We start from the raw sequence: 25,804 nt of genomic DNA on the forward strand, positions 1-25,804 counted from the left end.
ACCGGGGCCTTGCCAGGTGCAGGGCCCCGTGTCGTCGTTAGAAACCTCGGGCGTTTGCCTTTTAGGACATGGAAGGCAGACAAGAATGGAGGGACGCATGATCCACAAGAACTGGGCTGAGCTGATCAAGCCCACACAACTGGACGTAAAGCCGGGCAATGACCCGATGCGCCAGGCAACTGTTGTGGCCGAACCGCTGGAACGCGGCTTTGGCCTGACGCTGGGCAATGCTCTGCGCCGAGTGTTGATGTCGTCGCTTCAGGGCGCCGCGATCACCTCCGTGCAGATCGACAACGTATTGCATGAATTCTCGTCCGTCGCCGGTGTGCGCGAAGACGTGACCGACATCGTGCTGAACCTCAAGGGCGTGTCCCTGCGGATGGAAGTCGAAGGGCCCAAGCGGCTTTCGATCAATGCCAAAGGGCCGGGCGTTGTCACCGCTGCTGATATTTCGGACAGCGCAGGCATCGAGGTTCTGAACAAGGAGCATGTGATCTGTCATCTCGATGACGGTGCGGACCTGTTCATGGAACTGACCGTGAACACGGGCAAGGGCTATGTCGCTGCCGACAAGAACAAGCCCGAAGATGCTCCCATTGGCCTGATCCCGATCGACGCGATCTATTCGCCGGTCAAGAAGGTCAGCTATGACGTTCAGCCGACCCGTGAAGGCCAGGTGCTGGACTATGACAAACTGACGATGAAGATCGAAACCGATGGCTCTATCCCGCCGGATGATGCGGTGGCCTTTGCCGCGCGCATCGTGCAGGATCAGCTGTCGATCTTCGTGAACTTCGACGAGCCTGAATCGGCAAACCGTCAGGACGAAGACGACGGGTTGGAATTCAACCCGCTGCTGCTGAAGAAGGTGGACGAGCTGGAGCTTTCGGTCCGTTCGGCCAACTGCCTGAAGAACGACAATATCGTTTATATTGGCGATCTAATCCAGAAGACGGAGGCAGAGATGCTGCGTACCCCGAACTTCGGTCGCAAGTCCTTGAACGAGATCAAGGAAGTGCTGTCGGGCATGGGCCTGCACCTTGGCATGGATGTTGAGGATTGGCCGCCGGACAATATCGAAGACCTGGCAAAAAAGCTGGAAGATTCGTTCTGAGAAATACCTGTCCCGGGCTTGTCCCGGGACCTTTCGCCCAGAGGCCCCGGATCAAGTCCGGGGCGGGTAGGGTAAACATCCGGGCAGTTGCCCCAAGGAGAGTTCCTGACACGCATCGGGAGCCGGACAAAGCAAAACCGCTCGTAGAGAGCAATTAGGAGAAAAGAACATGCGTCACGCAAGAGGTTACCGCCGCCTGAACCGCACCCATGAGCACCGCAAGGCGCTGTGGGCAAACATGGCCGGCTCGCTCATCGAGCATGAGCAGATCAAGACGACCCTTCCGAAAGCCAAGGAACTGCGTCCGATCGTCGAAAAGCTGATCACGCTCGGCAAGCGCGGCGATCTGCATGCACGTCGTCTGGCAGCATCGCAGCTCAAGCAGGACATCCACGTTGCAAAGCTGTTCGACGTGCTTGGCCCGCGCTTTGCGGACCGCAAGGGTGGCTATATCCGGATCATGAAGGCGGGATTCCGCTATGGTGACATGGCCCCGATGGCGATCATCGAATTTGTCGACCGTGACGTCGACGCCAAAGGCGCGGCTGACAAGGCCCGTCTGGAAGCTGCTGAAGAATAAACCGCTCTCTGGGGCAGAACGATACGAAAGCCCGCTTCGGCGGGCTTTTATTTTGCGCTGACTAGGCGGCGTTTTTTTGATGCAGATGGCGCTGGTAGGGCACTCTGGCAACCAACTGCCCGCATTTCCAATCAAGGATTTGATTTAAGCCCGGCAAACGGGCAATCCGCGTGATCTCCCGGTTGCGCGGTATCTGCAATCAGAGCATCAGAACAGCGTCAAACCCTTTGTGAAGCTGCCCGTCCTTGCTGACGCGCAGCAGTCGCGTCGCAGCGGTTGTGGCTCAAGGCTTGCATCGCGCCGCGCGCGCAGACATATGCTGTATCAGCGCGCGATGCGCAGTGGCCCACTATGCCAACAGGATAAGGACGGATGGCCGATCTCTTCGACAGCTCTCAGAAAGTAGCCGCAGATAACGGCCCGCGCCCATTGGCCGACAGGCTGCGTCCACAGGCGCTAAATGAGGTCATCGGGCAAGAGCAAGTGCTTGGACCGGATGCGCCGTTGGGTGTCATGCTGGCATCAGGCACACTGTCATCGTTGATCTTCTGGGGGCCGCCAGGTGTTGGGAAAACCACGATAGCGCGTCTTCTGGCGGGCGAGACGGACCTGCACTTTGTCCAGATCAGCGCGATTTTCTCTGGCGTTGCGGATCTGAAGAAGGTTTTCGAAGCCGCCAAACATCGCCGGGCGAATGGGCAGGGCACCTTGTTGTTCGTTGACGAGATCCACCGTTTCAACAAGGCGCAGCAGGACGGGTTCCTGCCGCATATGGAGGACGGCACGATACTGCTTGTCGGCGCGACGACGGAGAACCCCTCATTCGAACTGAATGCAGCCTTGATGTCCCGCAGCCAAGTGCTTGTTCTGCAACGCCTATCGCTTGCCGATCTGGAGCGTTTGGCGCAGCGCGCGGAGCAAGAGGTAAGCCGGGCACTGCCGTTGAGCGGCGAAGCGCGAGAACAACTGTTGGAGATGGCCGATGGCGACGGGCGAGCGCTGCTGAATCTTGTTGAACAGATCATGGCGTGGAAGGTCGAAAAACCGCTTGATACCAATAGCTTGAGCGAGCGTTTGATGCGCCGTGCGGCGCAATATGACAAGTCCGGCGATGCGCATTACAACCTGATTTCGGCGCTTCACAAATCTGTCAGGGGATCAGACCCCGATGCTGCACTGTATTGGTTCGCACGGATGCTGGAAGGGGGCGAGGATCCACGCTATTTGGCGCGGCGGATCACCCGGATGGCGGTTGAGGATATTGGGTTGGCGGACCCACAGGCGCAGTCCATCTGTCTGGAATCGTGGGAGATTTTCGAACGTCTTGGCAGTCCCGAAGGCGAGTTGGCGATCGCGCAGGCGCTGGTCTATCTGGCGCTTGCCCCGAAATCCAACGCTGTCTACACCGCCTACAAGGCAGCGCGGAAAGCGGCGGCGAAGACCGGCAGTGAACCGCCCCCCAAACATATCCTGAACGCGCCGACAAAGCTTATGAAGTCAGAGGGTTACGGCGACGGCTATGCCTATGACCATGATCAGGAAGACGGGTTTTCCGGGCAGGATTACTTTCCCGAAACCATGGCCCGGACAGAGTTTTATGCCCCTGTCGAGCGCGGTTTTGAACGGGATCTGAAAAAGCGGGTCGAATATTTTGCCAAACTGCGCGCGCGGCGCAATCCGGGGTGAGGTTTGGGGCCTTTTGTGCCTTTTGCACACTGAATATGTACACATGCCCTCGCAGCGTCAAAGCCGCTGTTCGCTTGACAATGGCGGCGCCAGACGCGACAGGTCCGGCATGATTCTCACCGTCCTTCAAGTCGCCCTTGGCGGGGCTATTGGTGCCAGCGCGCGCTTTCTGACCGGGGTCGGCGTGACGCGGGTCTTCGGGCTGACCAGCTTTCCTTTGGGCGTGCTTACGGTCAATGTTCTTGGCTCTTTCATCATGGGTGCCTTCGTCGTCATGGCGGCCAACAAGGGGCTGACCCATTGGGGGCCTTTCGTGATGACTGGAATCCTTGGCGGCTTTACCACTTTTTCATCCTTTTCGTTGGAAACTGTCACCCTGATCGAACGGGGCGCATTCGGGCTGGCGGGGCTTTATGTGCTTTTGTCGGTCGGATTGTCGGTTGGCGGTCTGACGCTGGGGATGCTTGCAACGCGCGGGGTCTTCGCATGAGCCAGGTACAGAACATCACCATCGGGCCGGACGACGCCGATCAGCGGCTGGACCGCTGGCTGCGACGGATGTTCCCGCATGTGCAACAGGGACGCATTGAAAAGATGTGCCGCAAGGGGGAACTGCGCGTCGATGGCGGGCGGGTCAAGGCCAACACCCGCCTGAACGAAGGGCAGGTGGTGCGCATTCCGCCCATTCCGGCCGAGGATCACAAGCCCGCGCCGGTCCGGATGGATCTGCATCCCGCCGATGAAGAGATGATCCAGGGCACGGTCCTGTACCGCGATGACCATATCATCGCGATCAACAAGCCACCCGGCTTGCCGACGCAGGGGGGCAGCGGGCAGGGGGTGCGCCATGTCGATGCGCTGTCTGCGGCGCTGACATTCGGATATGACGAAAAGCCCCGGCTGGTGCACCGGCTGGACAAGGACACATCCGGCGTCCTGCTGCTGGCGCGGACGCGGCCAATGGCCAAAGCGCTGACAGAGGCGATGCGCCACCGCCTGACGCACAAGATCTACTGGGCGCTGGTGGCCGGTGTGCCCACGCCCTATCTGGGCGAGATCCGCTACGGTCTGGTCAAGGCGCGCGGCCATGGCGCCAAGGGCGAAGGCGAAAAGATGCATTGCGTCCATCCGCACGAGATGAACGGAACCCCCGGCGCACAGCGGGCGCATACGCTGTATGCCACGCTCTACCGGGTGGCAGGGCGCGCGTCCTGGGTGGCGATGGAGCCGATCACCGGCCGGACGCATCAGCTTCGCGCGCATATGGCCGAGATCGGGCATCCGATCATCGGTGATGGAAAATATGGCGGGTCCGGGCAGGATAACCTTGGCGATGGCTGGGGCGCGCAACTGGGGGGTGTGATTTCGAAGAAGCTGCACCTGCATGCGCGTTCGCTGAGTTTCGAGCATCCGGTGACGGGCAAGGACATCATGGTGACCGCGCCGCTTCCGCCGCATATGGCGCAAAGCTGGGATACATTTGGCTGGACCGAAGATCTGGCCGACAAAGACCCGTTCGAGAGCCTGCGATGAGTGACGCACCAAAACTGATCGTCTTTGATGTCGATGGCACGCTTGTGGACAGTCAGGCGGATATTGTCGCCTCGATGGGCGCGGCCTTTGCCGATGCGGGGCAGCCTGCGCCTGCGCGCACGGATGTGCTGGGCATTATCGGCCTGTCGTTGGACCAGGCGATCGGCAAGCTGGCACCGCAGGTGGATGCCGAAGTGCTTTCGCGCATGGTCGCCGCCTACAAGGATGCCTATGTGGCGCTGCGCGCGCGCGACGGGGCAGAGTCGACCTCGCCGCTTTATCCCGGTGTGCGCGCCATGCTGGAGAGGCTGAAGGCGCGTGAGGACGTGTTGCTGGGCGTGGCAACGGGCAAGTCGCGGCGCGGGCTGGATGCGCTGCTGGAAGGCCACGGGCTGACCGGCTTTTTCGTGACCGAACAAGTGTCGGATTTTCACCCGTCCAAGCCGCACCCGTCAATGCTGGAGACCTGTCTGGACGAGACCGGCGCGCTGGCCAGCGAGGCGGCGATGATCGGGGACACGTCCTACGATATGGATATGGCGCGGGCCGCAAAGTTCGGTGCTGTGGGTGTCAGCTGGGGCTATCACCCGGTGTCGCGGTTGCAGGCGGATGTGGTGATCGACACGATTGAAGACCTGCCCGGCGCGCTGGGGCGGATCTGGAAGGGCTGGGCATGAGTTTCGGGGCGGCAAAGCGGTTCTGGAAAGAGGCGCAGGTGGTTGAGGCCGATGGCGGATATTCCGTGGCGCTGGACGGGCGCGCGGTGAAGACGCCCGCCAAGAAAGCACTGGTGGTGCCAACGCGGGCGCTGGCCCAGGCCGTTGCGGCGGAATGGGACGCGCAGGAAGACCGGGTCAACCCGCTGACAATGCCCGTCACGCGCGGCGCGAATGCGGCAATCGACAAGGTTGCGGTGCAGTTCGACGAGGTTGCAACGATGCTGCTGGCCTATGGGGACGCCGATTTGCTGTGCTACCGCGCCGACAGCCCCGACGGATTGGTTGCCCGTCAGGCGCAGGGCTGGGATCCGTTGCTGGACTGGGCCGATGCGCGCTTTGGTGCCCGGTTGGCACCGCGGACCGGCGTGATGCATGCGGCGCAGGACCCAAGGGCGCTGGCCGCGCTGGAGGATCCGGTGCGCCGCATGACGCCTTTCGAGCTCGCAGCGTTTCACGATCTTGTGTCGATTTCGGGTTCCTTGGTGCTTGCATTGGCGGTGTCAGAAGCGCACCTGAAGGCCGAAACCGCATGGGATCTGTCGCGGATCGACGAGACCTGGCAAGAAGAACAATGGGGCGTGGATGACGAAGCTGCGCGTTTGGCTGCGCGAAAGCGCGGCGATTTCCTTCAGGCCAAGGTATTTCTGGACTTGTGTCGGCGCGGGCCATGACAGCGGTCTTGAGGCAGAGAGCTTGACGCAAGGCAAACCGCAAGGCGCGGGAATTCGAAGAGAGTTGTCTTGACGTTACATGCAGATTTCGCCCAAACTCCTGCGCATTGGGCGTGAAATTTCGACGTTCTTGACAAGTGGTCGGCGGTGGGGGAACGCAGGCCATGCGCCGCGATAGGATTTGAGTACTGGAAGGGGTGACGATGAAGGGGACCGCATTGCTTGGTGCGCTTGGCGTGGCCGGCCTGACGGTTGGCGGCGCGGCGGCTGGCACGCTTGACGATGTCAAGGCGCGCGGCATGCTGAACTGTGGCGTGTCCGAGGGCATGGTCGGCTTTGCGGCCGCGGATGTGAATGACCACTGGGACGGTTTCGATGTCGGCATGTGCCGCGCACTTGCCGCTGCGGTTCTTGGCGATCCGTCGGCGGTGAACTTCGTGCCCACCACGAACAAGATCCGCTTTACCGCCTTGGCATCGGGGCAGATCGACGTTCTGGCCCGCAATACCACCTGGACGTTTTCGCGCGACGTTGACCAGCAGTTCGATTTCGTCGGGATCAACTATTATGACGGGCAGGGCTTTCTGGTCCCCAAAGAGCTTGGCGTGTCCTCGGCAAAAGAGCTGAATGGCAAGGCTATCTGTGTGCAGACTGGCACCCCGTCAGAGCTGAACCTTGCCGATTATTTCCGCAAGAACAATATGGAATATACGACCGTTCCGATCGAAACGGTGGCCGATGCGCAGGCGCGCTATCTGGCGGGCGAATGCAACGTCTACACCACCGATGCCTCCGGTCTGGCCGCGACTCGCGCGACATTTCAGAACCCCAAGGATCATGTGGTCCTGCCCGAGATCATCTCGAAGGAACCGCTGGGCCCGTTGGTGCGCCATGGCGACAACGAGTGGGGCGACATCGTTCGCTGGACGCTGAATGCCCTGATCGCGGCGGAAGAATACGGCGTCACCTCGGCGAATGTCGATGAGTTGTCCGGCGTGACCGACAACCCTGAAATCAAGCGTCTGCTTGGCACATCCGGATCTCTGGGCGAGATGCTGGGGCTGAGCCCCGACTGGGCAAAACGCGCCATCATGGCCGGCGGGAATTATGGCGAATTGTTCGAAAAGAATATCGGGCAGAACACGCCGGTCGGCCTGTCACGCGGGTTGAACGCGCAATGGATCGACGGCGGATTGCTCTACGCGCCGCCGTTTCGTTAGGCGGGGGCAGCGGGAGATAGCGCGCCTCGCTTCCCTATTCCGTAGACAGTCCCGATTGGAAAAGCATTTAGAGACGGCCAAGCATCGCACTTGCGACCGTCTTCTTGATCGCCTTCAAGTCAGCTTGGGCTTTCTTCACGACTGCCTCTTGCTTGTGCATCGCGTCAATAACTGCTTCTAACGGCTTCCGGCGACAAGCGCTGCAATCTCTCTCACCTGTGCGTCGGCTTCGACAACTTCGCGTTCGTCGCCGGAGATCAGTGCAAACCTATGCTTGCAGTATTGGCCATTCTCGCCCGCAGGGCAGTCGCATGTAATAACGGGGCCGTCGTCCGTCGAATAAACCTGCACATTGTATTCGTTTCCGCTGGATTTACTCCGCACTACAAAATTCATATCTCAAACTCCGACTTGGCTATCGAGCGCATTAACATCTTCCGCAGCAAGGCATGTCTACCTTGCCGTGTGTTCGGGGATAGAGTTGCTCCGTAGTCTAGTTATGCACAAGCCGGGAAAGCACCGAACACGGTATCGCGTAGTAGCGTTGCTCGTGTTGGGTGTCATGTTTTCGTGAGCGCCAACGGAGCTTTCGGTCAGTCTGTGCGCTTGCACTAGAGAGTATATAGAAATTCAGCCTTCTGAATTTCCGCTGCAAGATCAATAGCTCACACGGAAAAGTGGCAGCCCGTAGGGGAATCGAACCCCTCTTTCCAGGTTGAAAACCTGGCGTCCTAACCGATAGACGAACGGGCCACGCTTGGCGTGAGGCGGTGTTTAGGCAAAGCCTGCGGTGCGTGCAAGTGGAAATTTCACTGTTTTTCAGGGAATTTTTATTCGACGTCGGGTCACGCTGAATTTTTGTGGATTTCCGGGAAAATACGCCGAAAGACAGGGCGTTATTGCGCCTTTGCGGCATCATCGAGGCGCAGTTGGGCTTTGCGCCTGCCACCCCATTCGTTGATTTCCAACCGACCGGCGAGATGAAAGCGTGCGCCGCCGTGATTCTCCAGCGCGTCCCCAAGCGGACCGTCGTAGGCGCCAAAGCAGATTGCGTCGATCTTGGGGCCTGTTCCGTCAGAAAAACTGAGCCGCAGGTGCGAAGAGCCGACGCGCTTTGCATAGCGGATCTCGACCGAGGGGAAGGCGTGACGCGGGGCAGGGGCACCTGCGCCGAAAGGGCCGGCATCGTCGAGTTGGTCGATGATCTCTGGCGTGGCGGCCCCCGGCATCAGCGTGCCGTCAAGGCGCAGGTCGGCAGGGCCCGCGTCACCGGCCCCCTGTTTGGCCAACAGATCTGACAACCGCGCCATCGCTTCGTCCAGCTTGTCGCGGGCGACCGTGAGGCCCGCCGCCATCTTGTGGCCGCCGCCCTTGAGCAGTAACCCCTCGGCGGCGAGTCTTTGGATGGCGGCACCAAGGTCCACGCCCGCGACCGACCGGCCAGAGCCTTTGCCCTCGTCCCCGTCCAGCCCGATGACAATGGCGGGCCGGTTGCTGGCCTCCTTGAGGCGGCTGGCGACGATACCGACCACGCCGGGATGCCAGCCTTCGCCCGCCGCCCAGACCAGTGGTGCGTCAAGCCCGCGCTCTTCGGCCTGCGCCATCGCGGCGGCGCGGACCTGATCCTCGACCTCGCGGCGTTCGGTGTTCAGCGCATCTAGCCGGTCGGCCATGGCTTGCGCTTCTTGCGGATTGCGGCAGGCCAGAAGGCGTGCGCCAAGATCGGCCTTGCCGATGCGTCCGCCCGCATTGACGCGCGGCCCAAGGACAAAGCCCAGATGGTGACTGCTGGGCGCGCTGGTCAGCTTTGCCACATCCGACAGGGCCACAAGGCCGGGGCGGTCGCGCCGTGCCATGACCCGTAGCCCTTGCCGCACCAGCGCGCGGTTGACCCCGATCAGCGGTGCCACATCCGCCACGGTGGCCAGCGCCACCAGATCCAGCATTGCCATCAGGTCGGGGCCTTTCCGCCCGGCTTCGCGCAGTTGGCGGTTGGTTTCGACCAGCATCAGGAACACCACGGCGGCCGCACAGAGATGCGCCAGATCGCCGGATTCGTCCTGTCGGTTGGGGTTCACGACGGCCAGCGCTGCGGGCAGCTCTTCGGCACCGAGATGGTGATCCAGCACGATCACATCCGTGCCCTTGGCGGCGGCGATCGGCTCGAAGCTGAGCGTGCCGCAATCGACGCAGACAATCAGGTCGTGATCCTTGGCCAGCGCCTGCATGGCGGGCACGTTGGGGCCATAGCCTTCGGTGATCCGGTCGGGGATATACAGCGTCGCCTGCCGGTCCATCGCTCCCAGCCAATCCAGCAGCAGCGCGGCGGACGCGCCGCCGTCCACATCATAATCGGCGAAGATGGCGATACGCTCTGCCCGGGTGACGGCGGCAAGAAAGCGTTTTGCGGCCGGTTCCATATCCCGCAAGGAGCGCGGGTCGGGCAACAGGCTGCGCAATTGCGGGGAAAGATAGGCCTGCGCCTCGGATGCGGGAACGCCTGCGCGTGCCAGCACGGCACAGATCGGACGCGGCAGGCCGGTCTGTTGCGCCAATGCCTCGGCCTGCCTTTCGGCCTCGCCCGAGGGGCCGACCCAGCGGCGGCCCGTCAGGGATGTTTCGACACTCAGATAGGCCATGATCCTCCGTCAGGTCCGCCCCGGACCCGGTGTTGCAGGCGCGCCTGAAGGTCCGACCAGATGCCCGGTCAGCGTGTCGGGTTGCGGTAGGTCATGCGCCGGACAGAGCCGGTCTTGGACCGCATCAGGATCGTTTCGGTCGTCAGGTAGCCGACCTCGCGCTTGATCCCGGCCACGAGCGACCCGTTGGTGACGCCGGTCGCGGCAAAGATCACATGTTCGGTGACCAGGTCGTCGCGGGTATAGACCCGGTCGAGATTGGTGATCCCGGCCTTGGCGGCGCGGCCCTTCTCGTCATCGTTGCGGAACAGCAGGCGGCCGAATATCTGCCCGCCCATGCATTTCAGCGCTGCTGCTGCAAGCACGCCTTCGGGTGCCCCGCCGGAGCCCATATACATATCGATGCCGGTCAGGTCGGGTTCGGCGCAATGCATCACACCGGCCACGTCGCCATCGGTAATCAGGCGGATCGCCGCACCGGTCTGGCGCACTTCGGCGATCATCTCCTCGTGGCGCGGGCGTTCCAGGATACAGACGGTGATGTCGTCGGTTGAACAGCCTTTCGCCGCCGCCAGCGCATTGACACGGTCCATCGGCGACATGTCCAGCGTCACCACACCCGGTTTGTAGCCCGGTCCGATTGCCAGCTTGTCCATATAGACGTCCGGCGCATGCAGCATCGAGCCGCGCGGCCCCATGGCGATGACCGTCAGCGCGTTGGGCATGTCCTTGGCTGTCAGGGTGGTGCCTTCCAGCGGGTCCAGCGCAATATCCACCGCCGGGCCGGTGCCGTTGCCGACCTCTTCGCCGATGAACAGCATGGGGGCCTCGTCACGCTCGCCTTCGCCGATCACCACGGTGCCCTGAATGTCAAGTTTGTTCAGTTGGTCGCGCATGGCGTTGACCGCAGCCTGATCGGCGGCTTTCTCATCGCCACGTCCGATCCAGTCGGCGCTGGCGATGGCGGCTTGTTCGGCCACACGCGCCAGACCAAGCGAAAGCATACGGTCATTGAAATCAATATGAGAGGTCATCTGGAAATCCTTCAGGAACGGCATTGCTGCGATGTAGCCCAACGGGGGGTGAACAGACAAGGCCGGTAGCGCTAACGCAGGCGCGCAAGCCGCGCGTTCTAGGGTGTCCGTCAAGGCACAGGAGACTGCTTTGACTGTCTTCTGCACCCGTCGCGGGGCGCGTGGCGGACATTGCTGGCGCCATCCGCCCGCAGGCCAGGACCGCAGCCCACGCGCGCCCGATCCGCATTCGGCCGGGCGCGTTGTGGATCGTGGCGAGTCAGGCTTCCTCGATGCGCAGGGCGACGGGGGCCTCGGCCAGCGCTTTTGTGGCGGGCATGGCGACCAGCGCCTCGTCCAGCGACGCACGGGTTGTCTTGTGCGTCACGATCAGAACCGGTGCGGTGCCCGAGGAATGCCCGTATTGGCGCATCCGGTCGATGGAGATCCCGGCCTCGCCCAGTGTCGTTGCAATCTTGGCCAGCGCGCCGGGGCGGTCTTGCAAAAGCATCCGCAGATAATAGGGGGCAGGTGCCGTGGCACGGGCCGGAGTGACCGGTCGCAGGGTTGTCGCGGGTTGCCCGAAGGTCGACAGGCGGGTGCCGCGCGCGATGTCGATGACGTCGCTTAGAACCGCGCTGGCGGTGGGGCCTTCACCGGCACCCGCACCGCGCAGCACGATCTGGCCGACCTGATCGCCCTCAATCACCACCATGTTGGTGCCGCCTTCCAACTGCCCAAGCGGAGAGCTGTCCGGTACGAGGCAGGGCGACATGCGCTGTTCCAGCCCACGTCCGGTCAGTTGTGCGACGCCCAGCAGCTTGATGCGGTAGCCCATATCGGCGGCCTGACGGATATCCTCGATGGTGATCTGGCCGATGCCTTCAAGTTCTACCTCGGAAAACGCCACCTGTGTGCCGTAGGCGATGGAGGCCAGCAGCGCCAGCTTGTGACCGGCGTCAATGCCGCCCACGTCCAGTTCGGGATCGGCTTCGAGAAAGCCCAGTTGGTTGGCCTCTTCGAACACTTCGTCATAGGGCAGGCCCGCCGATTGCATCCGTGTCAGAATATAGTTGCAGGTGCCGTTCATCACGCCCATCACGCGGGTGATCTCGTTGCCAGCAAGGCCTTCGGTCAGGGATTTGATGACAGGGATGCCGCCTGCGACAGCCGCCTCGAAACGCAGCACGGCCCCCGCGCTTTCGGCCGCCTCGGCCAGGGACTGACCGTGCAGCGCCAGCATCGCCTTGTTGGCGGTGACGACATCCTTGCCCGCGGCAAGGGCCGCCTCTGTCGCGGCCTTGGCGGGGCCGTCGCTGCCACCCATCAGTTCCACGAACACATCCACGTCGTCGCGGGTGGCCAGGGTGACGGGATCATCCTCCCACGCATAGCCGGTCAGCGAAACGCCGCGATCCTTGTCGCGGGTGCGCGCGGAAATCGCAGAGATCGTGATCTCGCGCCCGGTGCGCGATTGCAGCATTGCCGCCTTCTGACGGACGATCTTGACGACGCCGACACCGACGGTCCCCAGACCGGCAATTCCAAGGCGCAGGGGGTCTGACATCGCGGGGCTCCTGTAAAATCTTTATGGCTTGGCGGCGATGTAGCGGGTTCGCAGGCGGGGTGCAACGGCGGGTGGTGCCGTGTCAGCCTTCGACAACGCCGCGCGCCATCCGCGACCGGGTCGGGCTGTCGATGACCGGGCCGCGCAGGCGGTCGGCGCGGGCGCGCAACTGTGCCACACGGGCGGCGATGTCATCCATTGCATCGGGCGTTGCGCGCGGGTCGCCACCCTCGGCCAGAAGACTGTCCAGCGGCAGAAGACGCGGATAGGCGGCGGACTGGATCCCCGGTGTCTGTGCCGCCTCAAGCTCTGGAAAGCTGGTGCATCCGGCAAGGGATGCAAGGGTCAGGGCTACGATCGGGGCTAGGATCAGGCGCATCGGCGGGGCGGCTCCGGTAGGGGCGGGGCGATCAGGACTGCCCCCGTCATGCCCCAGACGCGCGGTTTGGGCAAGTCGGGCTTTGATCTGAACATTTGTTCAGTTATCAGGGGGTATGGCACGCACGACAGGTTCTCATTCCGAAATCACCGGCCCGCGCATCCGCGAGGCAGCTTTGCGGCTGTTCGCCCGGCACGGCTATGCTGCGGTGTCGATGCGGCAGATCGCAACCGAGGTCGGGGTGCAGGCGGGCGCGTTGTATAATTACACAGCAGACAAGCAATCGCTGCTGTTTTCGCTGATGCGTGGCCATATGGACGAGTTGCTGGCGGCACATGCGGCGCTTGGTCAGTGTGGTTCGCCCACGGCGCGGCTGGAGCGGTTCACCCGCTTCCACATCAGCTTTCACGCTGACCGACCGCAGGCGGTGTTCATTTCCTACATGGAGCTGCGCAGCCTGGAGCCGAACAATTTCCAGATCATCGAGGCGCTTCGGCGGGACTATGAGGATGCGCTGGAAAGCATCTTGCGCGACGGCATGGCGGGGGGCGATTTCACCATTGCCGATCCGAAGATCACGACGCTGGCGGTGATTGCCATGCTGACGGGGGTGAATACCTGGTATCGCAGCGCCGGTCGCCTGTCGCTGGAAGAGGTCGAGCAGGTCTATTGGGACATGGTGCACCGCAGCGTGACGGAATAAAGGCGGCGGCGCAAAAATCCCTGCGCCGCCGCCGGGCGGTCAATGCGCCGCCTTGATGAAGGTGCCGTTGCGCAGATCGCGCATGGCCTGTTGCAGCTCGGCCTGGGTGTTCATCACGATGGGCCCGTGCCAGGCGACGGGTTCCTGAATCGGCGCGCCAGAGATCAGCAGGAAACGCACGCCTTGCTCGCCCGCTTGCACAGTGACGCTGTCGCCGGTGCCAAAGCGCACCAAAGTCCGGTCGCCGGACATGTCGCGAATGTTCAGCTCTGCGCCGCCCACCTCTTTTTCCAGCAGCACCCCTGTCGGGTCGGCAGCATCCGTAAACGCCCCCGAGCCTTCGAAGACATAGGCAAAGGCCCGGCGGTAAGTGTCCACGGGCAGGGTCTTTTTCACGCCCGCAGGCACATAGACGTCCAGATATTGCGGATCGGCGGCGATGCCGTCCACCGGGCCGCTTTTTCCCCAGAACGAGCCCACGATGACCTTCACGCGGGTGCCGTCATCGTCGATGATCTCGGGGATCTCCTTACCTTCGACGTCCTGATAGCGCGGCGCGGTCATCTTCAGCGACGAGGGCAGGTTTGCCCAAAGCTGAAAGCCATGCATCTGCCCGCTGGCGTTCCCCTTGGGCATTTCCTGATGCAGGATGCCAGAGCCGGCCGTCATCCATTGCACATCGCCCGCGCCCAGCGACCCGGTATTGCCCAGACTGTCGCCATGATCGACAGAGCCGTTGAGAACATATGTGATGGTCTCGATCCCGCGATGCGGATGCCACGGAAACCCTTGCAGGTAGTGATCCGGCACGTCATTGCGGAAATCATCGAACAGCAGGAACGGGTCCAGCTCTGATGGATCCTGAAAGCCGAAGGCGCGGTGCAGATGCACGCCTGCGCCCTCCATCGTGGGGGTTGCCTTGCGGGTTTCCAAAGTCGGTCTGAGGGACATTGCACGTCTCCTTCCAAGTGTTGCTGGACGAAAGATAAGGGGCGCCGGGCGTTGCGACAATCCGCGAGGCTCGAACCGCGTATGTGCAGGGGCGCACACTCTCGCTTTCCCGCAATCGGTGCGCTATGCGGAGAACGTCGGGGCCGGGCATGGCCCCGACGTTTCGAAAAACAACGGAAATGACGGGCGCAGGACGCCGCAGGGGGCAGGCATGCAGGACGAGATTGTGGCGCAGGCTGGTGCCTCTGCCGGACGGCGGATCATTGGTGTGGGTATCGTGGCAGCACTTGGCTTGCTGCTTTTATACGTTGCGGTGACGGCGGCCATGGGCGCGGTCTGGCAGGTGTTGCTGGTGGCGATCGGGGCTTTGTCGTTATGGGCGGCTCAGGTGATGTGGCAGGCAACCGCGCTGACGCTGCATCTGACCCGCGACGAATTGCGTGACAGCGCCGGGACGTTACTGGCACGGACCGAGGATATCGTCACGGTGGATCGCGGGGCTTTTGCCTTCAAGCCGTCCAACGGGTTCATGCTGAAAACCGTGGACAAGCAACCCCGCGGCTGGAAGCCGGGCATCTGGTGGCGCGTTGGACGCCGGGTTGCCATTGGCGGCGTCATTCCGTCTGCCGAGGCAAAATTCATGGCCGATATGATAACCGCGATGAAGGCCGGACAAATCTGACCTTTCCGCGTTTGCCGGAGGACGCGGGTCTGATCTGCGATATGGATGATTTCATATGATGGTTGCGGGCTTTCGTGGCGGGGCCTGCTGGGCCGCATCTGGTGATTTGTCCGGCGGTTCGTTGGAATCCCGGACGCGGTTCTGCGGAAAGGTCGTTTGATTTCCTGATATTGCACCGATCATGGTCAATTGTCTCGACACGGGCGACAATGGCAGCGCACTATGAGACGTCGAAGGAATTCGACATAGTGTGTGACAGTATCGAATAGCGCTCGTCTTAACCGCTTTGTTACCCGCGCATGGGACAGCTTGCGGAAGGATGCGCAGCTTGCATGACCATGGAGGGGCAGATGCAGCCAAAGAACGAACCGACATTCCGGCAGAGCGTGGATATGATGTTCAATCGTGCGGTCGCGAAGATGGACCTGCCGCCGGGCTTGGAAGAAAAGATCCGCGTCTGCAATGCCACCTATACCGTACGTTTCGGTGTGCGTCTGCGCGGAGGGATCCAGACATTTGTCGGGTATCGTTCCGTGCATTCCGAACATATGGAACCGGTCAAGGGCGGTATCCGCTACGCGACCGAGGTCAACCAGGACGAGGTCGAGGCGCTGGCGGCGCTGATGACCTATAAATGTGCGCTGGTGGAGGCGCCGTTCGGCGGCTCCAAGGGTGGGCTGTGCATTGATCCGCGCCAGTATGAAGAGCATGAGCTGGAGCTGATCACCCGGCGCTTTGCCTATGAACTGGCCAAGCGCGACCTGATCCATCCCAGTCAGAACGTGCCCGCCCCCGATATGGGCACAGGCGAACGTGAAATGGCCTGGATCGCCGATCAATATGCGCGGATGAACACCACCGACATCAATGCGCGGGCCTGTGTGACCGGCAAGCCGCTGAATGCGGGCGGTATCTCTGGCCGGGTGGAGGCGACGGGCCGGGGCGTGCAATATGCGCTGCGAGAGTTTTTCCGCGATCCGAAGGGCCTTGAGAAGGCGGGCTTGACCGGCAAGCTGGACGGAAAGCGCGTGATCATCCAAGGGCTTGGCAATGTGGGCTATCATGCTGCCAAGTTCCTGTCCGAAGAGGATGGCTGCAAGATCACAGGCATCATCGAGCGCGACGGCGCGCTTGTGAACGAGGCCGGTCTGAACGTCGAGAATGTGCGCGAGTGGATTATCGCCAATGGCGGTGTCACCGGCTATCCGGACGCGACCCATCACGCCGAAGGGGCCGCGGTGCTTGGTGCGGCCTGCGATATCCTGATCCCGGCCGCGCTGGAAGGGGTTATCAACCTTGGCAATGCGGCGGATATCCAGGCGCCGCTGATCATCGAGGCCGCGAACGGCCCGATCACCGCCGGGGCGGACGAAATCCTGCGCGAAAAAGGCGTCGTTATCATTCCCGACATGTATGCAAATGCCGGTGGTGTGACGGTGTCCTATTTCGAATGGGTCAAGAATCTCAGCCATATCCGCTTTGGTCGTATGCAGCGGCGTCAGGAAGAGGCGCGCCATCAACTTGTCATCGACGAACTGGAGCGTCTGGACCGCTATCTTGGCGATGCCTGGTCGATGACGCCAGAGTTCAAGACGAAGTACCTGCGCGGCGCGGACGAGCTTGAACTGGTGCGCTCGGGTCTGGATGACACGATGCGGGTCGCCTATCAGTCGATGCGCGACGTCTGGCACGAGCGGGAAGATGTCGATGATCTTCGCACCGCCGCATATCTGGTGTCGATCACCAAGGTCGCCGCAAGCTATCGCGCCAAGGGCCTTTGAAACGATTGCCCCGCCCGGATCAGGGCGGGGCAATCGAGTGTCTTGAAATCAGAGCAGAAAGTCGCCGGCAGTCAACGAGCCGATGCCGGTCAGGGCGATATTCCCATCCGCCGTCCCGTCGCCGTCGACATCAAGCAGCAGGATGGTGTTGGTGCCATCTGTCCAGTATCTTGCCTGCCCCGCAGCCGAGAAGGCATCCGTCCCGATAAAGGTGAAAGCCTGGTTCCCTGCGATCGTATTGTTGGCATCGATCAGCGACAGATCAATCATGTCCCCGCCACCGAAATCAGCGATGCGATCGCGCGTTCCCGGCCCGGAATGGCTTTCGGCGGTTGCCGCAAAGACGAAAACATCTGCGCCAGCGCCGCCATAATGCACGTCCGCGCCAAGGCCGCCGGTCAAAGTGTCGGCACCCGCGCCACCCACCAGGATGTCGGCCCCATCCTGCCCGTTCAGCAGGTCGTTGCCATTGCCGCCCTGAAGCAGATCGTTGCCATCGCCACCATAGGCCGAATCATCGCCCAAGCTGCCGTTCAGCGTGTCATTGCCATCGTTGCCCGACAGCACATCATTGCCGGCATATCCCAACAACAAATCGTCTCCACCACCGCCACTGACAGTGTCGCCACCGCCATAGCCACGAATGGTGTTGTTCGCGGCATTACCGATCAGGTTGTCCCCAAAGTTGCCGCTGCCAAGGATATTCTCAAAGCCAGAGAAGATGTCCGTCCCTTCGCCCCCACCGATCGCCTGGGCCACGCCCTGCGCCGAAAGGTCAACGGTGACACCGCCAGTGGCGAAATAGTAGTTCAGCGCGTCAATGCCTGCACCGCCGTAAAGGGCGTCATCGCCCGTACCGCCGCTGATCGTGTCATTGCCCGCACCCCCCAGCACGGTATCGGCACCGTCGCCGCCTGCAAGGAAATCGTTCCCATCTTCGCCCCGAAGCAGATCGTTATCTTCCAACCCGTAGACCACATCATCGCCCACGCCGGCCCACACGGTGTCATTGCCGGCGTCACCAAAGATCCGGTCGTTTGCGGTGAGGGAACTTGTGACGGTATCGCCAACGATATAGTCGTTCCCCTCGCCGCCATAAAGCGTGTCATTGCCGTCGTCGCTGATGATCACATCGTCGCCGCCGCGCCCGCCCACGAAATCGGAATCGCTTCCGGTCCGGATCGTGTCATCGCCGTCCAGAGTCAGGATCGTATCAAACCCTTCACCGCTGAGGTACAGGTCGAACTTGTCGATATTGCGAAACCGCAGGTCATGGCTGCCGTTGCCCCAGCCCTGGTTGTCGGGATCCGCATTCAGATTGTAGCCGGTTGCGGCGGCGCTTTGAATGCTAAGCAGATCCCCGCCAGCCAGCGAGGCGGTAATCGTTTCCGCGTCCATGACGCCACCGGCCAGCGATTCCCAGATGAGAAAGGTATCGCTCCCAAGCGTGGAGCCGTTCAGCGTGTCGTCACCTTCGCTGCCCAGGATCGTATGCGCGCCGCCGAGGACGCCGTCGACAAAATCATCGCCTTCACCGGGTTCCATCCGATCATTCGCAAGGCCTGAAACCAGCGTGTCATCGCCAGCAAAGCCACGTAGGGTGTTGGAAAAAAGAAGATTTATCAACAGGTTGTTACCGCTGTCACCATCAATCGACATTTACAAGCTCCTTATGCTGCTCTTTTAACCCTACGGTTGCGTATCTTGATTTCCAATCTTCCAAAAGATGTTCTCGGGCGAAGTTGTGGCAAAAACTTGACTTAAATATGTCGGCAATGTGTCGGCCTCGTCGAATAGGTTGAAAAATTGTTTATAAACACATTGTTGGAATGGTCTCGGAGCGATACGAGGCTCGGTTGCTTTTTTTGGAAATTCGGCAGCGCAAGATCTTTTGCCGCCATGTGGCGCGGGGTGCCGGGCATGATTATGGGCTGCCGCGATCGGCATTTCGGGCTGCGACCGAGGGTCAGCGTGGGCGCAGGGATATGATGACCTGCAGAGCACCCATCGGCTGGACTTTGCGCGCGCCTGCACCGATATTCATGGCATGAGCCTGCCACCGAACTTTCTGGACGAATTGCGCACCCGGCTGAGTCTGTCTCAGGTCGTCGGGCGCAAGGTCATGTGGGATCAGCGCAAGTCCAATCAGGGCAAGGGCGACATGTGGGCACCATGCCCGTTCCATCAGGAAAAATCTGCCAGTTTTCACGTCGATGACCGCAAGGGATTCTACTACTGCTTTGGCTGCCACGCGAAGGGCGACGCCATCTCTTTCGTGCGCGAGACCGAGAATGTTGGTTTCATGGAAGCGGTCGAGATTCTTGCCGGCGAGGCCGGAATGCCGATGCCCGCGCGCGATCCGAAGGCGCAGGAAAAGGCGGATCTGCGGACAGAGCTGACACAGGTGATGGAGCAGGCGGCGCAGTTCTTCATCATGCAGCTCAAGACCGGGGCAGGGGCGGCGGCGCGTGACTATCTGGATCGGCGGCGCATGACGGATGCGACGCGCGACACGTTTGGCATCGGCTTTGCGCCCGATGGCTGGCAGGGGCTTTGGGACCATCTGCGCGGCAAGGGCGTGGCCGAACAGATGATCCTGGATTGCGGCTTGGCGAAGGCGTCCAGCAAGGGTGGCAAGCCCTATGACACGTTCCGCAATCGGATCATGTTCCCGATCCGCGATGCGCGCGGGCGCTGCATTGCCTTTGGCGGCCGGGCGATGGACCCCAATGACAATGCCAAATACCTGAACTCTCCGGAAACGCTGCTGTTTGACAAGGGGCGCAACCTTTACAACATGGGCCCTGCGCGCGCGGCATCCGGCAAAGGCGCGCCGCTGATCGTGGCCGAAGGCTATATGGACGTGATCGCGCTGAGCGCCGCCGGTTTTGGCGCATCGGTCGCCCCGCTGGGCACAGCCGTGACCGAAGATCAGTTGCACCTGATGTGGCGGATCTCGGACGAGCCGCTGATTGCGCTGGATGGCGACACGGCGGGCATGCGTGCGGCCTACCGGGTGATCGATCTGGCGCTGCCGCTGCTGGAGGCCGGGAAATCGCTGCGTTTCGCAGTCATGCCGCCGGGCAAGGACCCGGATGATCTGATCCGCGTCGACGGGGCCGCTGGCTTGCAAAAGGTGCTGGATGCCGCGCTGCCGATGGTTAGCCTGCTGTGGCAGCGCGAAACAGAAGGCCAGGTCTTTGACAGTCCTGAACGCAGGGCCGCGCTGGACAAGGTGCTGCGCGAGAAGATCATGCTGATCCGTGACCCGTCGGTGCGCGGCCATTACGGCGAGGCGATCAAGGAACTGCGGTGGGAGCTGTTCCGCACAGCGCGTCGACCCCAGAAACGGCAGGGCGCGTTTCGTCCGGGGAAGTCCGGCGGCAAGTTTGGTGCGCCGTCCTGGCAGGTGGAAAAAGGCGCGGGCGATTCGGTGCGCAATTCGATGCTGGTGGCAGCAGGCGAAAGCGCCGAAACCCGCCAGCACGAGGCGGTGGTCCTGGCCGCTTTGGTGACCTGCCCCGACCTTATCGAGGAGTTTGAGCCGGAGCTGGAGCAGATGCATTGCGCCGATCCGACCCATGCAATCCTGCGCGATCAGCTTTTGCGTCACGCCGGAATGGATGCAAAGGCCTTGCGGGCCGAGATTCTGCATCATCTTGGGCCCGAGCCCCTTGAAACACTGCTCTCGGCGCGCCATGTGGCAGTCACGCCCTGCATTCGCCGGCCCGGCAACACGGATCTTGCCCGGATGACCGTGGCCGAGCAATTGGCGAAACTATCGGCCCGTGCGGGGCATCAGGCCGAACTGGCCGAGGCGGAGGAAGATCTGGAAGGGCCTTCGGATGAGGCGGTGACCTGGCGTTTGGGGCAGGCGGCAAATGCCCGCCATCAGGCAGAGCGCAGCCAACAGAAGGACCGCGTGGAATATGATGTCGGCCCCAACGGCGCGCGAATCGATCGCGATGAACGCAGCGCTCTGGACGCGCTTCTGGAGAGAATAGAATACGCCAAGCGCGGCAGTTAAACGCATCTTGGTAAGTAAACAGTAAAGAAAATGCGGCTATACGGGTGTGCGAATCGCCGAATCGCGCTATTGATTCGGATTGAACGAATCGCCCTAGTAGAATCGCCCGCTCAGACCAGCCCCTGACAGGAGCCCCGAATGGCAGCCAAAGATACAAACACTGACGACCGCACTTCGGAAGACCGGGACGGCGAGATCTCTCTCGACATGAGCCAGGCCGCGGTCAAGAAGATGATCTCTGACGCGCGCGAGCGTGGCTATATCACCTATGATCAGCTGAACGAGGTGTTGCCGCCCGATCAGGTCAGTTCCGACCAGATCGAGGATGTGATGTCGATGCTGTCCGAGATGGGCATCCAGGTCACCGAAGAGGATGAAGAGGCCGAAGAGGACAAAGGCTCGACCGAGCTGGCGACGACCTCGCAGGCCAAGGAACTGGCGCTGGCCTCCGGCACGGGCGAGAAACTGGACCGCACCGACGATCCGGTGCGCATGTATCTGCGTGAAATGGGCTCTGTCGAACTGCTCAGCCGCGAGGGCGAGATTGCCATCGCCAAGCGGATCGAAGCCGGCCGCAATACGATGATCGCGGGGCTTTGTGAAAGCCCGCTGACCTTTCAGGCGATCACCATCTGGCGTGACGAATTGTTGTCCGAGGACATTCTGCTGCGCGACGTCATTGATCTGGAGACGACGTTTGGCACCCATATGGGCGAAGGCGGCGATCTGACAGAACCGGTTGTGCAACCGTCCGGGCTGGGCAGTGTCGTCACGCCTGTGACCCCCGTCGCCGCGCCGGCCGCCCCTGCCAAACCCAAGGCCGACGAGCAGGAACTGGATGCCGATGGCAATCCGATTGCCACGGATGACGATGACGACGAAGACGAGCAGGCCAACATGTCGCTGGCCGCGATGGAAAGCGCGCTGAAACCGCGGGTTCTGGAAACGCTCGACCGGATCGCGCGGGATTATGAAGACCTTTCCGCGATGCAGGACAGCCGGATCTCGGCAACGCTGAACGAGGACGGGTCCTTCTCGAAGGGCGATGAGGCCACGTATCAAAAGCTGCGCGCCGAAATCGTGCTGCTGGTCAACGAGTTGCACCTGCACAACAACCGTATCGAGGCGTTGATCGACCAGTTGTACGGCATCAACCGCCGGATCATGCAGATTGACAGCGCGATGGTGAAGCTGGCCGATCAGGCCCGCATCAACCGCCGCGAATTCATCGACGCCTATCGCGGGCGCGAACTGGACCCGAACTGGCTGGAAGAGATGGGCGAAAAGGCTGGTCGCGGCTGGCAGATGTTCATCGAACGCTCGACCGACAAGGTTGAGGAACTGCGTTCTGACATGGCGCAGGTCGGTCAGTATGTCGGTCTGGATATCTCTGAGTTCCGCCGCATCGTGCAGCAGGTCCAGAAGGGCGAGAAGGAAGCGCGGCTTGCCAAGAAGGAAATGGTCGAGGCGAACCTGCGTCTGGTGATCTCTATCGCTAAAAAGTACACCAATCGCGGGCTGCAATTCCTTGATCTTATTCAGGAAGGCAATATCGGCCTGATGAAGGCCGTGGACAAGTTCGAATACCGTCGCGGCTATAAATTCTCTACCTACGCGACATGGTGGATCCGTCAGGCGATCACCCGGTCCATCGCGGATCAGGCGCGCACCATCCGCATCCCGGTGCATATGATCGAGACGATCAACAAGCTGGTCCGCACCGGCCGCCAGATGCTGCACGAGATCGGTCGCGAACCCACCCCGGAAGAACTGGCCGAAAAGCTGCAAATGCCGCTGGAAAAGGTCCGCAAGGTGATGAAGATCGCCAAGGAGCCGATTTCGCTGGAAACGCCGATTGGCGACGAGGAAGACAGCCAGCTTGGCGATTTCATCGAAGACAAGAACGCCGTTCTGCCGCTGGAAGCCGCCATTCAGGACAACCTCAAGGAAACCACGACGCGGGTTCTGTCGTCCCTGACGCCGCGCGAAGAACGCGTTTTGCGGATGCGCTTCGGTATCGGCATGAACACCGATCACACGCTTGAAGAGGTGGGTCAGCAGTTCAGCGTCACCCGCGAACGGATCCGCCAGATCGAGGCCAAGGCGCTGCGCAAGCTCAAGCACCCGTCGCGGTCACGCAAGCTCCGGTCCTTTCTAGATCAGTAAACACCCCGTCACGATTGGGATCAGATGGCCAGGCCGCGAAAGCGCCTGGCCATTTTCATTTCGCCAAAGGCAACGCGCCGGACACAAGCGAACGTGTGGCACGGGCGCGCAACAGGCGGTGATTTTCGCAACCGTGGACATTGCCGATGCGAGGCAACTGTGTCAAAACGGATCGCAAACATCTGAACGAGCGAGTTTAGTACATGACCGATTTCTCGACCCGCCGGACCTTGATGGTGGATTCACAGATCCGCCCTTCCGATGTCACCAAGTTTCCGATCATTGATGCGATGCTGTCTGTCCCGCGCGAAGCATTCGTGCCGCGCGAAAAGCGCGAAGCGGCGTATATGGACGGCAACCTCGATCTTGGCGGTGGCCGTGTGCTTCTGGAGCCGCGCACGCTGGCCAAGATGCTGGACGCGTTGGATATCTCCGGGGACGAGCTGGTTCTGGATGTGGGGGCGGCCTATGGCTATTCCTCCGCGATCATCGCCCGCATGGCCGAGGCTGTCGTGGCGCTTGAGGATGATGAAACACGCGTTGAAGAGGCGCAGGGCCTGCTGACCGAGCATCACGCCGACAGCGTGATCGTGCAGGAAGGGTCTTTGGTCGAAGGCGCACCAGAACACGGGCCATATGACGTGATCATCGTGCAGGGTGCTGTTGAAAAACTGCCGGACGCGTTGGCCGAACAATTGAAGGATGGCGGACGCATCGCCGTACTTTTTGCCGAAGGGACGCTGGGCACTGTCCGCATCGGTTATAAATTCAACGGTCGCATCAGTTGGCGTTTTGCATTCAATGCATTCGCGCCGGTGCTGCCGGGCTTTGAACGACAAGAGGAATTCGCGCTCTGACCGCGTGACGACCACTGTAGAAACGACCCGAAAAACGGGCATAGCATGAGGCGAGCATGGTAGGTACAGCGTTCAAGAAGAAGTTGGCGGTGGGCCTTGCGGCCCTTACGCTGGCGGCACCGGTAACAGTCTCTGCGGACACGTTGGCAGATGCGCTGGTCGGTGCCTATAACACGTCCGGGCTGCTGGAACAGAACCGCGCCTTGTTGCGCGCCGCTGACGAGGATGTCGCGGTTGCCTATTCGGCCCTGCGCCCGGTGGTTGACTGGACCGCGCGGATCAACCGGACCTTTGGAAACAGTGCCTCGGCCAATTCGGGGTTCCGCACCGTTGGCAGCAGCAACACCTCCGCGACCTACGAATTGTCGATCCAGCTGACACTGCTTGATTTCGGGCGCACGCGGCTTGCCATAGATTCCGCCAAGGAATCGGTGCTTGCAGCGCGTGAAGGGCTTGTCACGGTTGAACAAAACGTGCTGCTGCGCGCGGTCGAAGGCTTCATGGGCGTCCGCAGCGCCACCGAAACCGTCGCCTTGCGGCAGAACAACGTCCGTCTGATTACGCAAGAGCTTCGCGCCGCCAATGACCGCTTTGAGGTTGGCGAAGTGACCCGTACCGATGTGGCGCTCGCCGAAGCGCAGCTTGCCGGCGCGCGCTCTGCTCTGGCCTCTGCACAAGGGACCTTGGCGCAGGCGCAGGAAGAATATGCTGCGGTGGTCGGGCGCAGGCCCAACGCGCTGGTGCCGCCACGCGGGATCCCGGACATTCCGGCCAGTCTGGACCGCGCCAAGGCGCTTGCCGTGCGCAACCATCCTGACATGAAACAGGCGCAGCGAGAGGTCACCGTGGCCGAGCTGAACATCCAGCGCGCCAAGGCGGAATTCAACCCGACCGTCACGCTGAACGGCTCTTACGGCGTGACCGAGAATTTCCAGTCCGAGGCGCAGTCTTACGGCGGCAATATCGGCGTCACCGCGACGTCGCGGCTTTATCAGGGCGGTCGCCGCTCTGCGCTATTGCGTCAGGCGCAGGCGCGCCGGGATGCGGCGCGTGCCAATCTGCATGTCGTGCAGGTCGGGCTGCAACAGGCTGCCGGCAACGCATGGGCGTTTCTGCAATCCACGCGCGCCGCACGCGATGCCAGCGCACGCCAGATCCGCGCGGCAACCGTTGCCTTCAACGGCGTCCGGGAAGAGGCGAAACTGGGTGCCCGCACAACGCTGGACGTGTTGAACGCCGAACAGGATCTTCTGGATGCACGCGCCACATTGATCACCGCCACGACGGATGAATATGTTGCCGCCTACACCTTGCTTTATTCGGCGGGTTTGCTGACGGCGGAGCATCTCAATCTTGGCGTCCAGCAATATGATCCATCGGCCTATTACAACCTCGTCAAGGACGCGCCGCATGTCAGCCAGCAGGGCAAAAAACTGGACCGGGTGCTGAAGGCCTTGGGCAAGAACTAGACCCGTCTCTATCGGTTGTAAGAATCTCTGCTGACCGATAGAGTTTT

General features: G+C 61.6%; 22 protein-coding genes and 1 tRNA gene. 15 read left to right on the plus strand and 8 right to left on the minus strand.

Features of this window, described 5'->3' with window-relative positions; genetic code table 11:
• Positions 1-97: 97 nt before the first annotated feature.
• From ACN0WV_RS15915 to ACN0WV_RS15950, 8 genes are all read left to right on the plus strand, one after another.
• Positions 98-1,114, plus strand: coding sequence for a DNA-directed RNA polymerase subunit alpha (locus ACN0WV_RS15915; protein ID WP_084352257.1), 1,017 nt, complete (start codon positions 98-100; stop codon positions 1,112-1,114).
• Between the two features lie 169 nt (positions 1,115-1,283).
• The gene (rplQ, locus tag ACN0WV_RS15920) at positions 1,284-1,694 is read left to right on the plus strand and encodes a 50S ribosomal protein L17 (protein ID WP_084352064.1); all 411 of its coding nucleotides are present in this window, start codon (positions 1,284-1,286) and stop codon (positions 1,692-1,694) included.
• Positions 1,695-2,066: 372 nt separating this feature from the next.
• Positions 2,067-3,380, plus strand: coding sequence for a replication-associated recombination protein A (locus ACN0WV_RS15925; protein ID WP_417607071.1), 1,314 nt, complete (start codon positions 2,067-2,069; stop codon positions 3,378-3,380).
• 109 nt (positions 3,381-3,489) lie between these two features.
• Positions 3,490-3,870: a fluoride efflux transporter CrcB gene (gene crcB, locus ACN0WV_RS15930; RefSeq protein ID WP_417607073.1), complete on the plus strand. Its 381-nt coding sequence runs from the start codon at positions 3,490-3,492 to the stop codon at positions 3,868-3,870.
• Complete coding sequence (locus ACN0WV_RS15935) at positions 3,867-4,913, plus strand: RluA family pseudouridine synthase (RefSeq protein ID WP_417607075.1); 1,047 nt, start codon at positions 3,867-3,869, stop codon at positions 4,911-4,913. The genes crcB and ACN0WV_RS15935 overlap by 4 nt, the downstream gene beginning before the upstream one ends.
• Positions 4,910-5,590 (plus strand): HAD-IA family hydrolase, encoded by a 681-nt coding sequence (locus tag ACN0WV_RS15940; protein WP_417607076.1) that lies wholly within the window; start codon positions 4,910-4,912, stop codon positions 5,588-5,590. Before ACN0WV_RS15935 ends, ACN0WV_RS15940 begins: the two co-directional genes overlap by 4 nt.
• Positions 5,587-6,303 (plus strand): ATP12 family chaperone protein, encoded by a 717-nt coding sequence (locus ACN0WV_RS15945; protein ID WP_417607078.1) that lies wholly within the window; start codon positions 5,587-5,589, stop codon positions 6,301-6,303. Before ACN0WV_RS15940 ends, ACN0WV_RS15945 begins: the two co-directional genes overlap by 4 nt.
• A gap of 203 nt (positions 6,304-6,506) precedes the next feature.
• Positions 6,507-7,523 (plus strand): amino acid ABC transporter substrate-binding protein, encoded by a 1,017-nt coding sequence (locus ACN0WV_RS15950; RefSeq protein ID WP_417607080.1) that lies wholly within the window; start codon positions 6,507-6,509, stop codon positions 7,521-7,523.
• 177 nt (positions 7,524-7,700) lie between these two features.
• On the opposite strand, the gene ACN0WV_RS15955 is transcribed toward ACN0WV_RS15950, so the two are convergent.
• The 6 genes from ACN0WV_RS15955 to ACN0WV_RS15980 all read right to left on the minus strand — a co-directional run bounded on the left by ACN0WV_RS15955 (position 7,701) and on the right by ACN0WV_RS15980 (position 13,121).
• Complete coding sequence (locus ACN0WV_RS15955; protein ID WP_417607082.1) at positions 7,701-7,919, minus strand: SWIM zinc finger family protein; 219 nt, start codon at positions 7,917-7,919, stop codon at positions 7,701-7,703.
• A gap of 282 nt (positions 7,920-8,201) precedes the next feature.
• Positions 8,202-8,276, minus strand: a tRNA-Glu gene (locus ACN0WV_RS15960).
• Between the two features lie 143 nt (positions 8,277-8,419).
• Complete coding sequence (recJ, locus tag ACN0WV_RS15965; RefSeq protein WP_417607084.1) at positions 8,420-10,162, minus strand: single-stranded-DNA-specific exonuclease RecJ; 1,743 nt, start codon at positions 10,160-10,162, stop codon at positions 8,420-8,422.
• A gap of 68 nt (positions 10,163-10,230) precedes the next feature.
• Positions 10,231-11,196 (minus strand): class II fructose-bisphosphatase, encoded by a 966-nt coding sequence (gene glpX, locus ACN0WV_RS15970; RefSeq protein ID WP_084352095.1) that lies wholly within the window; start codon positions 11,194-11,196, stop codon positions 10,231-10,233.
• A gap of 259 nt (positions 11,197-11,455) precedes the next feature.
• A complete protein-coding gene (locus ACN0WV_RS15975; protein WP_417607086.1) occupies positions 11,456-12,742 on the minus strand; it encodes a homoserine dehydrogenase in 1,287 nt (428 codons plus the stop codon).
• Positions 12,743-12,824: 82 nt separating this feature from the next.
• A complete protein-coding gene (locus ACN0WV_RS15980) occupies positions 12,825-13,121 on the minus strand; it encodes a hypothetical protein (protein WP_417607088.1) in 297 nt (98 codons plus the stop codon).
• 115 nt (positions 13,122-13,236) lie between these two features.
• On the opposite strand from ACN0WV_RS15980, the gene ACN0WV_RS15985 reads away from it, so the two are divergent.
• Positions 13,237-13,824 carry a TetR/AcrR family transcriptional regulator gene (locus ACN0WV_RS15985; RefSeq protein ID WP_417607090.1) on the plus strand — a complete coding sequence of 196 codons (588 nt, stop codon included), beginning with the start codon at positions 13,237-13,239 and terminating at the stop codon, positions 13,822-13,824.
• A 39-nt stretch (positions 13,825-13,863) separates the two neighbouring features.
• On the opposite strand, the gene ACN0WV_RS15990 is transcribed toward ACN0WV_RS15985, so the two are convergent.
• The gene (locus tag ACN0WV_RS15990) at positions 13,864-14,775 is read right to left on the minus strand and encodes a pirin family protein (protein WP_417607092.1); all 912 of its coding nucleotides are present in this window, start codon (positions 14,773-14,775) and stop codon (positions 13,864-13,866) included.
• 211 nt (positions 14,776-14,986) lie between these two features.
• Here ACN0WV_RS15990 and ACN0WV_RS15995 point away from each other — a divergent pair, with 211 nt between their 5' ends.
• Positions 14,987-15,457, plus strand: a complete 471-nt coding sequence (locus tag ACN0WV_RS15995) for a hypothetical protein (protein ID WP_417607093.1) — start codon at positions 14,987-14,989, stop codon at positions 15,455-15,457.
• A 350-nt stretch (positions 15,458-15,807) separates the two neighbouring features.
• Complete coding sequence (locus ACN0WV_RS16000; RefSeq protein WP_084352265.1) at positions 15,808-17,238, plus strand: Glu/Leu/Phe/Val family dehydrogenase; 1,431 nt, start codon at positions 15,808-15,810, stop codon at positions 17,236-17,238.
• Positions 17,239-17,286: 48 nt separating this feature from the next.
• Here the strand turns inward: ACN0WV_RS16000 and ACN0WV_RS16005 are convergent, their stop codons facing one another.
• A complete protein-coding gene (locus tag ACN0WV_RS16005) occupies positions 17,287-18,897 on the minus strand; it encodes a calcium-binding protein (protein ID WP_417607095.1) in 1,611 nt (536 codons plus the stop codon).
• Positions 18,898-19,285: 388 nt separating this feature from the next.
• Between ACN0WV_RS16005 and dnaG the strand changes: the two genes are divergently transcribed.
• From dnaG to ACN0WV_RS16025, 4 genes are all read left to right on the plus strand, one after another.
• A complete protein-coding gene (gene dnaG, locus ACN0WV_RS16010) occupies positions 19,286-21,265 on the plus strand; it encodes a DNA primase (RefSeq protein WP_417607096.1) in 1,980 nt (659 codons plus the stop codon).
• A 138-nt stretch (positions 21,266-21,403) separates the two neighbouring features.
• Complete coding sequence (gene rpoD / locus ACN0WV_RS16015) at positions 21,404-23,431, plus strand: RNA polymerase sigma factor RpoD (protein ID WP_417607098.1); 2,028 nt, start codon at positions 21,404-21,406, stop codon at positions 23,429-23,431.
• A 203-nt stretch (positions 23,432-23,634) separates the two neighbouring features.
• Complete coding sequence (locus ACN0WV_RS16020; protein ID WP_417607100.1) at positions 23,635-24,288, plus strand: protein-L-isoaspartate O-methyltransferase family protein; 654 nt, start codon at positions 23,635-23,637, stop codon at positions 24,286-24,288.
• A gap of 56 nt (positions 24,289-24,344) precedes the next feature.
• Entirely contained in the window at positions 24,345-25,757 is a 1,413-nt protein-coding gene (locus ACN0WV_RS16025; protein ID WP_417607102.1) for a TolC family outer membrane protein, read from the plus strand.
• Positions 25,758-25,804 lie beyond the last annotated feature (47 nt).

Source organism: Primorskyibacter flagellatus (genome assembly GCF_048268605.1).
Taxonomy (GTDB): Bacteria; Pseudomonadota; Alphaproteobacteria; order Rhodobacterales; family Rhodobacteraceae; genus Primorskyibacter; species Primorskyibacter flagellatus.